Here is a 12,524-nt window from a genome sequence, read left to right as displayed (position 1 = left end):
ATGGAAAGCAACAGTCTAAGCCGCCAGCGCGTATGACGCATCGTTGGCGCATGCCTGCACGCGGCGCGACGCCAGCACCGATACCGGCTGCTCGTCGCCGAGCAGCATCATCATCGCCGGCACGTCCAGGCCGTTGATCGCGGCCTGGAAGCGGCGCAGCAGTTCGCGGCACAGCTTTTCTCCCGGCGGCAGGTCATCCTCGCGCAAGCGCCGGCGGGCGCGCGCCAGGTGCTGGCGCGCGCCCGCCGTCTTGATGCCCAGCCTGGCCGCGATCTCGGCGTGCCCGCACTCGAACACGTCATGCAGCACCACCGCCAGCCGCTCGGAGGGCGACAGGCAGGCCAGCAAGCGGGCCAGCGCCTCGCCCAGTTCGGCACGACGCAGCAGGCTCTCTTCCGGCGTCTCGGCCGCCGCATCGGACGCCAGCTCCATCGCGGCGTGCGCGGCCGCCGCATCCCGCGCACGCTTGCGCAGCCGGTCGATCGATTGATGCTGCACGACGGTGGTCAGCCAGGCGGCCGGCGTTTCCAGCGCGCCCTGCTCGGCGACCCGCCATTTGAGAAAACAATCCTGCACGATGTCCTCGGCTTCCGCCTCGCTGCCGACGATGCGGCAGCTGATCGCTTTCAGGCGCGGACGCAACCGCTCGAACAGGGCGCCGTCGGTGTCGGCAATGCTGGACATGGTGAATCTCCTTGTATGAGGCTGGTGCCACTTGACGCTCGGCAGGGCCAAAGTGTGACACGCCGGCGATATATTTTTTTATTGTCACACAGCGCCGGCCGGCAAACGTCAAGCGATACCCAACTCTATCGCAAAAGGACCATCATGACTTCGCAATCTCCGCTGGCGCTCGGCCTGGTACCCACCGTCATCGAACACACGGCACGCGGCGAGCGCGCGTTCGACATCTATTCGCGCTTGCTGAAGGAGCGGGTGATCTTCCTGGTGGGAGAAGTGACCGAGCAATCGGCCAACCTGATCGTCGCGCAACTGCTGTTCCTGGAATCGGACGATCCCGGCAAGGATATTTCGCTGTACATCAATTCGCCGGGCGGCTCGGTGTACGCCGGCATGGCGGTGTACGACACGATGCAGTTCATCAAGCCGGACGTGTCGACGCTGTGCACGGGGTTCGCCGCCAGCATGGGTTCCTTCCTGCTGGCGGCGGGCGCCATCGGCAAGCGCTACGCCTTGCCCAACGCCCGCATCATGATGCACCAGCCGCACGGCGGATCGCAGGGTGTGGCGTCCGACATCGAGATCCAGGCGCGCGAAGTGCTGTACCAGCGCCATCGCCTCAACACCATCTACGCCGAACGCACCGGCCAGCCGCTGGCGCGGATCGAAAAAGATTCGGACCGCGACAACTACATGTCGGCCCAGCAGGGCGCGGCATACGGCTTGATCGACCGCGTGCTGACGTCCCGCGATCAGGCCTAACGCAAGGCCAGGCGCGAGCCGCCCGCGCGCGGCGCGTCTTCCAGCTTGAACACGCTGACCACTTCCGCCAGGTTGGCTGCCTGCTCCTGCAGCGAGCCCGCCGCTGCGGCGGCCTCCTCCACCAGCGCGGCATTCTGCTGCGTGGTGCTGTCGATTTCCGTCACCGCCAGGTTGACCTGGGCGATGCCTTCGCTCTGCTCGTGGCTGGCGGCGACGATCTCGCCCATGATGCTGGTCACCTGCTCCACCGACGAGACGATCTTGTTCATCGTCACGCCCGCCTCGTCCACCAGCACGCTGCCCGCATCCACTTTGACCACCGAATCGCTGATCAGTTCCTTGATTTCCTTGGCCGCGCTGGCCGAGCGTTGCGCCAGGTTGCGCACCTCGGAGGCCACCACCGCGAAGCCGCGTCCCTGCTCGCCGGCGCGCGCCGCTTCCACCGCCGCGTTCAAGGCCAGGATATTGGTCTGGAAGGCAATGCCGTCGATCACGGCGATGATGTCGACGATCTTGCGCGAGCTATCCTTGATCGACACCATGGTCTGCACCACGCGCCCCACCACCTCGCCGCCCTCGGTCGCATAGCCGGACGCCGACTGCACCAGCTGGTTGGCCTGCTTGGCGCTTTCCGCGTTCTGCGTCACGGTCGCGGTCAGCTCTTCCATCGCCGATGCCGTCTCTTCCAGGCTGGAGGCCTGCGCCTCGGTGCGCGCCGACAAATCCAGGTTGCCGCTGGCGATCTCGCTCGATGCCGTGGCGATGGTTTCCGTACTGTCGCGCACCTTGCGTATCGTCGCGTTCAGCGATGACACGAAACGGTTGAAGCCATCGGCCAGCGCGCCCACCTCGTCCTCGCTCTCGACCGGCATGCGGCGACTCAGGTCGCCATTGCCGTCGGCGATTTCGCCCAGCATCTGCGCGGCGCGCGCCACCGGCGCGGCAATCGCGCGGCTGACCAGGAAGACCACGAACAGGCCGATACCGCCGCCCACCAGGCCGCCCACCAGCGCCGAGATCGTCACCGAGCGCGTCACGGCGCCCAGCACTTCGGCCTCCGGCACTTCGGCGATCACATACATGTTCAACTCCGGCACGAAGGACGAGGCCACCAGGCGCTTGCCGCCCGGCGCCGAGTAACTGGCGCTGGCGTAGCTCTGGCCGCCCAGCAGCTTGGTGCTGAGCTCGGCGTTGAAGCCCGGCAGATCCTTCATAAAATGCTGGCCGTCCGCCAGCGCGGTCTCGCGGTGCACGATCAGCATGCCGTTCGGCCGCACCAGGTAGACGAAGCCGGACAAGCCGACCTTGTAGCTGCGGATGTTCTCGGCCAGCTTGTTGACCGACAGCCCCAGGCTGGCGACGCCGATCTTGCCGTCGCCGGTATCGAAGCGGGTGTTGATGAAGACGTTGTAGGTGGTCGCGCCCGGCTCCTTGTCCAGGTTCAGCGAATACGGCTTGCCGCTGGCGAGGAAGCCGTAGAACCACTGGTCGCCCGCCGCGCCCTTGTCCAGCGTGCGGTTGTAGCCCTTGTCGTCGAAATACTTGCCGGTGCTGCCGGAGACCCACGACACCGCGGCGGCCTTCATGGTCTTGCGGATGCTGGCCGAGTAGGCGATCCAGGCCGGCACGCCGCTGTCCGGCAAGCCCGCCTTTTCCCAGTCCAGCAGGAAGGTATTGCCGCTGACCGACAGCGTGGCCGCCAGCGGTTCGCCGATCTGGCGCAGGATGTCGTTGCGGATTTCGCCCACCTCGGCCGGCAGCTCCTGGTTGACCACCCGCTCGCGGATGCTGTTGCCCGTCATGACCACGCTCAGCGTGGCTGAAATCGCCAGGAACAGCAGCAGGCAGGCCGCCATGCTGAGCATCAGTTTTTGCTGGATCGACAAACGCCGCAGAAGACTAGCCATGACACTCCCCAAAGGTTAAATCGGCACAACTACATTTGTAAATCAGCGTAATCGAAGAGTGTTGCCATGCGCAACATAATATTCCGCTTCCGTGCCGAACAACAACGCAACCAATCGAACAGGCTGTAAGGCCGCTTTCACCATATCATTCAGACCATATAGAGACTAATTAACGACGATGCTAACGAAACTTTCGTTTCGCCAGCTGCTGCTGGGCGTCTTCCTGCTGATCGCCGTGCTGCTGAGCGCGGCCTCGCTGCACGCGTTGTGGACACTGGACCGGCTCGCCGCCCACAGCCGCGACAGCGGACGCCACGCCCTGGCACTGACCGAAAACACCCAACAACTTGCCGAGCGCAGCGTCGCCATGGCGCGCAGCGCGCGCCAATTCCTGGTGCTGGACGATCCCGCCTTCCGCACGCGCTACGCCGACGCCTGGCGCGAGGCGCGCGCGGCGCTGGACGCGGTGGCCGCCGCCCTGCCCTACACGCCGCCCGGCACCTTCGACCGTTGGCGCCGTGCCGGCGAGCAGGCCTGGGACATCCTGCAGGCGCCGGCGCGGCCGCGCTCCAGCGCGCGCCAGCAGGCGCTGGAGAAAGTGCTGGCGCCGCTGCCGTCGGTGAACGCCGAGCTGGCCGACGAGGTCAAGCTGGAAGTGGAACGCCGCAACAGCGTGCTGTTGAGCGAGCTGGACCAGCGGCGCGGCGTGCTGAAGGGGCAAGTGATGGCGTCCATCGTCCTGGCGGCGCTGCTGGCGGGCGGCTTTGGGCTGTGGCTGTCGCGCCCGCTGGCGCAGATCGAGTCGGCCATCGACCGGCTCGGCGAGAACCGCTACGACCAGCCCATCGCCGTGCGCGGCCCCAGCGACTTGCAGCGCGTGGGCCAGCAGCTGAACTGGTTGCGCCAGCGGCTGTCGGACCTGGAGGCGGACAAGGCGCGCTTCCTGCGCCAAATATCGCACGAGCTGAAGACGCCGCTGGCGGCGCTGCGCGAAGGCGTGGCCTTGCTGGAGGATGGCGTGGCCGGCGCACTGTCGCCCAACCAGCGCGAGATCGCCGGCATCCTCAACCAGAACACGGCGGCGCTGCAATCGCAGATCGAAGCGCTGTTGCGCTACAACGCCGCCACCTTCGACGCCCACCACCTTCAACGCGAGCCGACCGACGTGGCGGTGCTGCTGGCCCAGGCCATCGCCACCCAGCGCCTGCAAACGCAGGCCGCCGGCTTGAGCGTCACGGTCGAGGGCACGGCCCGGACCATCGCCGTCGACGCCGAGAAACTGGCGGTCGCGGTCGGCAACCTGCTGTCGAACGCGGTGCGCTTCAGTCCACACGGCGGACAGGTGGCCTTCCATCTCGCCGAGGCCGGCGGCAAGCTGCGCATCGACTGCATCGACCAGGGACCGGGCGTGGCGCCCGACGACGCGGCCCGCATCTTCGAACCGTTTTACCAGGGCGCGCGCCAGCCGCCCGGTGCGCGCCGGGGCAATGGCATCGGCCTGTCCATCGTGTACGAATACGTTGCCGCCCATGGCGGCGCCCTGCAACTGCTGCCCTCCGAACGGGGCGCGCATTTCCGAATTGAATTGCCTTATGACCTATGATTTAACTTCCGTTGCGGGGCGCCGCTGGCTGCTGCTGATGCTCAGCCTGTCGCTGGCCGCCTGCACGCTGACCACGCCCCGCCCCACGCTGCCCACGCCGGCCGAGGTGACGCTGCCGCCGCCACCGGTCATCGTCGAACTGCCGCCGCCACCGCCGCCGGACGAGGTCGGGCCGCTGCTCAGCTATCACCTGCAACTGCGCAAGATGACGCAGGGCGATATGCTGAAAGAGTTGAGCGGCCTGGGCCTGCAACAGCGCAGCCCACGCGTGGCGATCCAGATGGGCATGGTGCTGATGCTGACGCGCGGCAGCGGCGACCTGGCGCGCGCCCAGGCGCTGCTCGACAGCGTGGCCACCGCCACCGAGACCGAGGCGCAGCCGTTCAAGGCGCTGGCGCAACTACTGTCCAGCAATTGCGCCGAGACGCGGCGACTGGCCGAGCATGCCGACAAGCTGGCCTTGCAGCAAAAGGACAGCCAGCGCCGCATCGACCAGCTCAACGAGATGCTGGAAGGCTTGAAGACCATCGAACGCACGCTGCCGGCCCGTCCGGCGGTGGGGCCGCAGGCGGTGATCAAATGAGCGCCCGGGCCGATGACATGACGACCGGCGCCGATCCGGCGGCGGGTAGCCAGCGGCGCGAGCCCGGCTCGCTGACCCGCGAGCGCGACAACGGCGCCCCGCGCAGCGCCGACGCCGGCCAGGGCGCCCACCTGCTGCTGGTCGACGACGACGCCGACCTGCTGCGTCTGCTGTCCATGCGCCTGACCGCCAACGGCTACCGCGTCACCGCCGTCGGCAGCGCCGAGGCCGCGCTGGCGCGCATGTCGATCGAGCTGCCGCGCCTGGTAATCAGCGACATCCGCCTGCCGGACCGCGACGGCATGTCGCTATTCCAGGAAATCCGCCACACCTACCCTGCGCTGCCGGTGATCTTGCTGACCGCCCACGGCACCATCCCCGACGCGGTCGAAGCCACCACGCTGGGCGCCTACGCCTACCTGACCAAACCCTTCGACGCCAAGACGCTGCTGGAGCGCATCGTCCAGGCGCTGAGCCTGTCCGCGCCCGAGCCCGGCCCCGCCAGCGGCGACCACGCCTGGCGCGCGGGCCTGATCAGCCGCAGCCAGTGCATGGACGAGCTGCTGGCCGAAGCGCGGCTGGTAGCCGCCTCCGACGCCAGCATCCTGATCCGCGGCGAAAGCGGCACCGGCAAGGAGTTGCTGGCCAACGCCATCCATCGCGCCAGCCGGCGCAGCAAGGCGCCCTTCATCGCCGTCAACTGCGGCGCGATACCGGAGGCGCTACTGGAGTCCGAACTGTTCGGCCACGTCAAGGGCGCCTACACCGGCGCCGTCGCCAGCCGCGAAGGCCTGTTGCAGGCGGCCGACGGCGGCACGCTCTTCCTCGACGAGATCGGCGACATGCCGCTGCTGCTGCAAGTGAAGCTGCTGCGCGTGCTGCAGGAGCGCGTGGTGCGCCAGCTGGGCTCGGACATCGCGCGCCCGGTGGACGTACGCATCCTGTCGGCCACCCACCGCGACCTCGACGTGGCGATGCAGGAAGGCCAGTTCCGCGAAGACCTGTACTACCGCCTCAACGTCATCACGCTGACCTTGCCGCCTCTGTCGCAGCGCCGCGAAGACATCGCGCCGATGGCGACCCAGTTCCTGCAGACGCTGGCCGCCAAGTACGGCAAGACCGTGCGCGGCTATGCCCCCGGCGCGCTGGAGGCGCTGACCACGGCCGCCTGGCCGGGCAATGTGCGGCAGTTGTACAACGTGGTCGAACATGTGTGCGCGCTGGCGACGGCGCCGCTGGTGCCCTTGTCGCTGGTGCAGCGGGCGCTGCGGGTGCCGTCGCTGGAGGTGTTGAGCTACACCGAAGCCAAGCAGCGCTTCGAGCGCAACTACCTGGTCCAGCTGCTGAAGCTGACCGACGGCAACGTGGCCGACGCCGCCCGCCTGGCCGAACGCAATCGCACGGAGTTCTACCGTCTGCTGCAAAAACACGACCTGGATGCCAGCCTGTTCCGCGCCGACGGCGCCGCTGTCGCCGCCGAGCGACAGGAATAATCCCTTACAAATCAGCCACTTGCGGAATGGCGGCGGAAGCTTGTCGCCATCTCCCGACAAAACCCGGGCAATATGGCCTGAAATACCACGGGCGATCGGTTTCCACTAGGAAAATTATACATAAGCCTTTGATTTCAATGTGGTTTTCAGAGCTGGCACGGGGTTTGCAAAGGAGAGGATAACGTCACTGACGTTTCACCCTTAAACTGAAAAAAGGAAGCAAATCATGATGACTACCAAACTGATCGCCCGCCTGATGGTTGCCGCCACCCTGACCGCCGCTGCCGCCACCGGCACCGCGTTTGCCGCAGGCCAGACCGAAGCCGCCATGGCCGGCGCCGCCAAGACCGGCACCGCCACCAATGACGAAGCCATCACCAGCAAAATCAAGGCTTCCCTGGCAGATCAAAAACAAATCGGCGTGACCACCACCGACGGTGTGGTTGTGTTGAGCGGCGCGGTAGCGAGCACCGACATCGGCACCAAGGCGATTCAGGTTGCGTCGGCTGTGCCTGGCGTGAAAGAAGTAAAAAGCGAACTGACCGTCGCTTCGAAGTAAGTAGTACCGCAGTACCGTAGTAGCAGCAACCCCGGAGTAAATAGGAGAAACCCTTCACCGGACAGCGTGCGTAGACGCTGTCCGGTTTTTTTTCGTCTTTAAATCAGCTCAGGTTTTCCAGGCGGATCTTGGTGACGTTGCCGCATACTGTGGCCAGGCCTTCGATCTTGGCGATGGCCGCCAGCACGTTCTTCTCCTGCGTCTGGTGCGTCAGGAAGATGATGTCGGTGCGCGTCTCGCCTTCCGCCGGCTCCTTCTGCATCATGGCGTCGATCGAGATGGTGGCGTCGGCCAGGATGCGCGTCAGGTCGGCCAGCACGCCCGGCTGGTCGCTGACGTTCATGCGCAGGTAGTAGCTGGTGGTGATCTCCGCCATCGGCAGGATCTCGATATCGGTCATCGCGTTCGGCTGGAAGGCCAGGTGCGGCACGCGGTGCTCGGCGTCGGCCGTGGCCAGGCGGGTGATGTCGACCAGGTCGGCGATCACGGCCGACGCGGTCGGCTCGGAGCCTGCGCCCTTGCCGTAGTACAGCGTGGCGCCGACGGCGTCGCCATGCACCAGCACGGCGTTCATCGCGCCTTCGACGTTGGCGATCAAACGCTTCGATGGGATCAGCGTCGGATGCACGCGCAGCTCCACGCCTTCCACGCCGTTGACCTTGGCACGCTTGGCGATGCCCAGCAGCTTGATGCGGTAGCCCAGCTGCTCGGCGTAGCGGATGTCGATGGCGTTCAGCTTGGAGATGCCCTCAACGTGCGCCTTGTCGAACTGCACCGGAATGCCGAAGGCAATCGCCGACATGATGGTGGCCTTGTGCGCCGCGTCCACGCCTTCGATGTCGAAGGTCGGGTCGGCTTCGGCATAGCCCAGCTCTTGCGCCTGCTTGAGCACGGTCGCGAAGTCCAGGCCCTTGTCGCGCATCTCGGACAGGATGAAGTTGGTGGTGCCGTTGATGATGCCGGCCAGCCATTCGATGCGGTTGGCGGTCAGGCCTTCGCGCAGCGCCTTGATGATGGGGATGCCGCCGGCCACGGCCGCTTCGAACGCCACCATCACGCCCTTGGCTTGCGCGGCGGCGAAGATTTCATTGCCGTGCACGGCCAGCAGCGCCTTGTTGGCGGTGACGACGTGCTTGCCGTTGGCGATGGCTTGCAGCACCAGCGCCTTGGCCTGGTCGTAGCCGCCGATCAGCTCGACGACGATATCGATCTCGGGATCGTTGACGATGTCGAACGGGTCGGCCACCACTTTGACCTTGCCGCCGGTGCGCGTCTTGGCGCGCTCCAGGTTGCGGGCCGAGACGGCCACCACTTCGATGCCGCGTCCGGCGCGGCGGCGAATTTCTTCCTGGTTACGGGCCAGCACATCGAACGTACCGCCGCCGACATTGCCGACGCCTAACAAACCTATTTTGATGGGTTTCATATAAATCGTTTCTATTGTTTTATTAGAAGCTGGCGCCGTGACGTTTCCGGTAGCCTTCCATGAATTTGGCGATGCGGCCGAAGGCCTCGATCATATCGTCCGAATTCGGCAGGAACACGACGCGGAAATGATCCGGCGCGATCCAGTTGAAACCGCTGCCCTGGACGATCAGCACTTTTGTTTCAGCCAGCAGCTCGTAGGCGAATTGCTGGTCGTCCGCGATCGGGTAGATCTTCGGATCAAGGCGTGGGAACATGTACAGCGCAGCTTTCGGCTTGACGCAAGTTACGCCTGGAATATCGGTGAGCAGCTTGTAAGCCAGGTCGCGCTGCTTGAGCAGGCGTCCGCCCGGTCCCACCAGGTCGTGAATCGACTGGTAGCCGCCGAGCGCGGTCTGGATCGCAAACTGGCCCGGCGCGTTGGCGCACAGGCGCATCGAGGCCAGCATGTTCAGGCCTTCGATATAGTCTTTTGCATGGCCCTTCTCGCCCGACACCACCATCCAGCCGGCGCGGTAGCCGCAAGCGCGGTAGTTCTTCGACAGGCCGTTGAAGGTGACGAACAGCACGTCATCGGCCAGCGAGGCGATGGACACGTGCTCGGCGCCGTCGTACAGCACCTTGTCGTAGATTTCGTCGGCGTAGATGATCAGCTGGTGCTGACGCGCCAGTTCGATGATCTGCAACAGCAGCTCGACCGGGTACAGCGCGCCGGTCGGATTGTTCGGGTTGATGACGACGATGGCGCGCGTGTTGGAATTGATCTTGCGGCGCATGTCTTCGATGTCCGGGAACCAGTCCTGCATCTCGTCGCACACATAGTGCACCGGCGTGCCGCCCGACAGCGACACGGCGGCGGTCCACAGCGGATAGTCGGGCGCCGGCACCAGCACTTCGTCGCCGGTGTTGAGCAACGCGTTCATCGACATCACGATCAGCTCGGACGCGCCATTGCCGAGGTAGACATCCTCGATGGTCACGCCGGGAATATTCTTGCCCTGGGTGTAGTGCACCACGGCCTTGCGCGGCGCGAACATGCCCTTGGAATCGGTGTAACCCGCAGCATTGTGCAGGTTGATTTTCATGTCCTGGACGATTTCATCCGGCGGATCGAAACCGAACACGGCGAGGTTGCCGATATTCAACTTCGTGATCTTGTGGCCTTCTTCCTCCATTTGCCGGGCTTTTTCCGGCACCGGGCCGCGGATCTCGTAGCAGACTTCCGCTAATTTGTTCGATTTTTGAATCGGTCGCAAAATAAAATCCTGTCTTGGTGAGGCAAACCGCTCAGGACTGCCAAAATCGCCCCGGCGGCCCGTGCTGCAATGCGAAAAGACCCATTCTGCCGAAAGCCTCCCATTTAATCAACCTTTGAGGAATGGAAAGCTCAGGAACACCCCGGAAAAACGCTACAATGGCGCTTCTTTTGCCGACTAAAACCGCGATTTCTGTCATGAAGCTCCACGCCAGCGATACTCAAAAATACCAGACCGTTACCGGTTACGATGAAACCGGGGTCGAAATCAACGCCCAGCGCTATAACTACAGCCTGATCGTGCTGCCGGAAATCCCGCCGCGCGCCTGGGATGCCCCCACCTTCGAATCTATTACCGCAGAGCATTTCGTCACTATCGGCGGCGACAACCCGGACGTCGTCATCCTTGGCACCGGCGCCAAGCAGCGCTTCATTCACCCACGCCTGACCGCCGCGCTGACCATGCGCCGCATCGGCGTCGAATGCATGGACAGCCAGGCCGCCTGCCGCACCTACAACATCCTGATGGGCGAAGGCCGCAAGGTCACGCTCGCTCTGATCATTGACCACACCGAGGGCAAGCCCGCCTGATGAACGACCTGTACAACTCCAAGAAATTCGTCTGGACGCTGCTGGCCGCGTTCATCATCGTCTGGCTGTACGTGCTGGGCGTGCGCACGCTGGTGCCGCCCGACGAGGGCCGCTACGCCGAAATGGCGCGCGAAATGTTCGTCAACGGCGACTGGATCACCACGCGCCTGAACGGCATCAAGTATTTTGAGAAGCCGCCGCTGCAAACCTGGATGAACGCGGCCTCGTTTGCCGTGTTCGGCCTGGGCGAGTGGCAAGCCCGCCTGTGGACCGGCCTGTGCGGCCTGGGCGGCGTGATCCTGACCGGCTACGCGGGCAACCGCGTGTTCGGTGCGCGTGCCGGCTTCTACGCCGCGCTGGCGCTCGGTTCCAGCCTGTTCTGGGTGGCTTCCGGCCAGATCGATTCGCTGGACATGAGCCTGTCCGGCATGATGACCATCGTGCTGTGCGCGGTGCTGATCGCCCAGCGCGACGGCGCCTCCGACGGCGAACGCCGCAACTGGATGCTGCTGTGCTGGACAGGCATGGCGCTGGCGGTGCTGGCCAAGGGCCTGATCGGCCTGGTGCTGCCGGGCGCGGTGCTGGTGCTGTACTCGGCGCTGTCGGGCGATATCGCCATCTGGAAGCGCCTGCACCTGGGCAAGGGCCTGCTGCTGTTCTTCGCCGTCGCCACGCCGTGGTTCGTGCTGGTGGCGCTGCGCAATCCCGAGCAGCCGCACTTCTTCTTCGTGCACGAGCACTGGGAACGCTTCTTCCTCAAGACTCACCACCGCGAAGGCGCGTGGTACTACTTCTTCGCCATGCTGATCCCCGGCATCGTGCCGTGGCTGGGCGTGCTGCCGCAGGCGCTGTGGGGCGCCGTGCGCCGCGAGCGCAGCGGCGTGTTCCAGCCCAAGCTGATGCTGCTGATCTGGGCCGTGTTCATTTTCTTCTTCTTCAGCTACTCCAGCTCCAAGCTGCCCGGCTACATCCTGCCGATCTTCCCGGCGCTGGCCCTGCTGATCGCCGTGTATCTGGAAAACGCCTCGCGCCGCAACCGCATGATCGCCGCCGGCCTGCTGGTGCTGATCGGCGTGGGCGGCGTGGCCGCCGTGCCGCAGATGGTGCACATGGCCGTGCGCCACCACGAGGAAACCGCGCTGCTGGAAGCCTACCAGCCGTGGGTGCTGATGGCAGGCATCATCGCCGCGGCCGGCGGCGCGCTGGCGCTGCTGCATGCGCGCCACCTGCGCCGCGACCTGACGGTGCTCACCATGGCCGTGGCCGGCTTCATCGCGACCCAGCTGATACTGACCGGCTTCGAGCCGTATGGCAAAATGCGCGCCGGTAAAGTGGTGGCAATGAAGATGCTGCCCGAGCTCAAGCCCGACACCAAGATCTATTCGGTCGACACCTACGAGCAGTCGATGACCTTCTACCTGCAACGCACCGTGGTGCTGGTCGATTACTGGGATGAGTTCACCTTCGGCCTGCGCCAGCAGCCGGAGCTGTCGATTCCGACGGTCGAGCAGTTCGTGGTGCTGTGGAATCAGCACACCGCGCAAGGCGTCAAGGCGTTGGCCATCCTCAGCCCGGAGAAGTATGCCGAGCTCAAGGAGGACGGCCTGACCATGCGCGTGGTGGCCGAGGATACGCGCCGCGTCGTGGTGGCCAACCTGTAAATCT

General features: G+C 65.1%; 11 protein-coding genes. 7 read left to right on the top strand and 4 right to left on the bottom strand.

What is annotated here, in order from left to right; all coding sequences use genetic code 11:
* Positions 1-15: 15 nt before the first annotated feature.
* The gene (locus tag GEV01_RS06370) at positions 16-684 is read right to left on the bottom strand and encodes a sigma-70 family RNA polymerase sigma factor (protein ID WP_152802714.1); all 669 of its coding nucleotides are present in this window, start codon (positions 682-684) and stop codon (positions 16-18) included.
* A gap of 144 nt (positions 685-828) precedes the next feature.
* Between GEV01_RS06370 and clpP the strand changes: the two genes are divergently transcribed.
* Entirely contained in the window at positions 829-1,443 is a 615-nt protein-coding gene (gene clpP / locus GEV01_RS06365; protein WP_152802712.1) for an ATP-dependent Clp endopeptidase proteolytic subunit ClpP, read from the top strand.
* Here clpP and GEV01_RS06360 read toward each other — a convergent pair.
* Positions 1,440-3,350, bottom strand: coding sequence for a methyl-accepting chemotaxis protein (locus GEV01_RS06360; protein ID WP_152802710.1), 1,911 nt, complete (start codon positions 3,348-3,350; stop codon positions 1,440-1,442). The genes clpP and GEV01_RS06360 overlap by 4 nt on opposite strands.
* Positions 3,351-3,528: 178 nt before the next feature.
* Between GEV01_RS06360 and GEV01_RS06355 the strand changes: the two genes are divergently transcribed.
* The 4 genes from GEV01_RS06355 to GEV01_RS06340 all read left to right on the top strand — a co-directional run bounded on the left by GEV01_RS06355 (position 3,529) and on the right by GEV01_RS06340 (position 7,588).
* Positions 3,529-4,953 carry a sensor histidine kinase gene (locus tag GEV01_RS06355; RefSeq protein WP_152802708.1) on the top strand — a complete coding sequence of 475 codons (1,425 nt, stop codon included), beginning with the start codon at positions 3,529-3,531 and terminating at the stop codon, positions 4,951-4,953.
* The gene (locus GEV01_RS06350) at positions 4,943-5,536 is read left to right on the top strand and encodes a hypothetical protein (RefSeq protein ID WP_152802706.1); all 594 of its coding nucleotides are present in this window, start codon (positions 4,943-4,945) and stop codon (positions 5,534-5,536) included. Before GEV01_RS06355 ends, GEV01_RS06350 begins: the two co-directional genes overlap by 11 nt.
* A complete protein-coding gene (locus tag GEV01_RS06345; RefSeq protein WP_235914263.1) occupies positions 5,533-7,029 on the top strand; it encodes a sigma 54-interacting transcriptional regulator in 1,497 nt (498 codons plus the stop codon). The genes GEV01_RS06350 and GEV01_RS06345 overlap by 4 nt, the downstream gene beginning before the upstream one ends.
* A 226-nt stretch (positions 7,030-7,255) precedes the next feature.
* Positions 7,256-7,588, top strand: a complete 333-nt coding sequence (locus tag GEV01_RS06340; RefSeq protein ID WP_070273171.1) for a BON domain-containing protein — start codon at positions 7,256-7,258, stop codon at positions 7,586-7,588.
* Positions 7,589-7,691: 103 nt separating this feature from the next.
* On the opposite strand, the gene GEV01_RS06335 is transcribed toward GEV01_RS06340, so the two are convergent.
* Positions 7,692-9,014 carry a homoserine dehydrogenase gene (locus GEV01_RS06335; protein WP_152802704.1) on the bottom strand — a complete coding sequence of 441 codons (1,323 nt, stop codon included), beginning with the start codon at positions 9,012-9,014 and terminating at the stop codon, positions 7,692-7,694.
* A gap of 22 nt (positions 9,015-9,036) precedes the next feature.
* On the bottom strand, positions 9,037-10,269 hold the full coding sequence (locus tag GEV01_RS06330) for a pyridoxal phosphate-dependent aminotransferase (RefSeq protein WP_152802702.1): 1,233 nt from the start codon (positions 10,267-10,269) through the stop codon (positions 9,037-9,039).
* 197 nt (positions 10,270-10,466) lie between these two features.
* On the opposite strand from GEV01_RS06330, the gene GEV01_RS06325 reads away from it, so the two are divergent.
* Both GEV01_RS06325 and GEV01_RS06320 read left to right on the top strand, forming a co-directional pair.
* On the top strand, positions 10,467-10,859 hold the full coding sequence (locus tag GEV01_RS06325; RefSeq protein ID WP_152802700.1) for an Mth938-like domain-containing protein: 393 nt from the start codon (positions 10,467-10,469) through the stop codon (positions 10,857-10,859).
* Positions 10,859-12,520, top strand: coding sequence for a glycosyltransferase family 39 protein (locus GEV01_RS06320; protein WP_152802698.1), 1,662 nt, complete (start codon positions 10,859-10,861; stop codon positions 12,518-12,520). The genes GEV01_RS06325 and GEV01_RS06320 overlap by 1 nt, the downstream gene beginning before the upstream one ends.
* Positions 12,521-12,524 lie beyond the last annotated feature (4 nt).

The organism is Rugamonas rivuli (assembly GCF_009380165.1).
Lineage (GTDB): Bacteria > Pseudomonadota > Gammaproteobacteria > Burkholderiales > Burkholderiaceae_D > Rugamonas > Rugamonas rivuli.
This window is presented reverse-complemented; position numbering and strand designations above follow the sequence as displayed.

Coding starts and splice junctions, on each gene's coding strand:
- GEV01_RS06370 (WP_152802714.1), bottom strand. CDS start 684: ATGTCCAGCATTGCCGACACCGACGGCGCCCTGTTCGAGCGGTTGCGT.
- clpP (WP_152802712.1), top strand. CDS start 829: ATGACTTCGCAATCTCCGCTGGCGCTCGGCCTGGTACCCACCGTCATC.
- GEV01_RS06360 (WP_152802710.1), bottom strand. CDS start 3,350: ATGGCTAGTCTTCTGCGGCGTTTGTCGATCCAGCAAAAACTGATGCTC.
- GEV01_RS06355 (WP_152802708.1), top strand. CDS start 3,529: ATGCTAACGAAACTTTCGTTTCGCCAGCTGCTGCTGGGCGTCTTCCTG.
- GEV01_RS06350 (WP_152802706.1), top strand. CDS start 4,943: ATGACCTATGATTTAACTTCCGTTGCGGGGCGCCGCTGGCTGCTGCTG.
- GEV01_RS06345 (WP_235914263.1), top strand. CDS start 5,533: ATGAGCGCCCGGGCCGATGACATGACGACCGGCGCCGATCCGGCGGCG.
- GEV01_RS06340 (WP_070273171.1), top strand. CDS start 7,256: ATGATGACTACCAAACTGATCGCCCGCCTGATGGTTGCCGCCACCCTG.
- GEV01_RS06335 (WP_152802704.1), bottom strand. CDS start 9,014: ATGAAACCCATCAAAATAGGTTTGTTAGGCGTCGGCAATGTCGGCGGC.
- GEV01_RS06325 (WP_152802700.1), top strand. CDS start 10,467: ATGAAGCTCCACGCCAGCGATACTCAAAAATACCAGACCGTTACCGGT.
- GEV01_RS06320 (WP_152802698.1), top strand. CDS start 10,859: ATGAACGACCTGTACAACTCCAAGAAATTCGTCTGGACGCTGCTGGCC.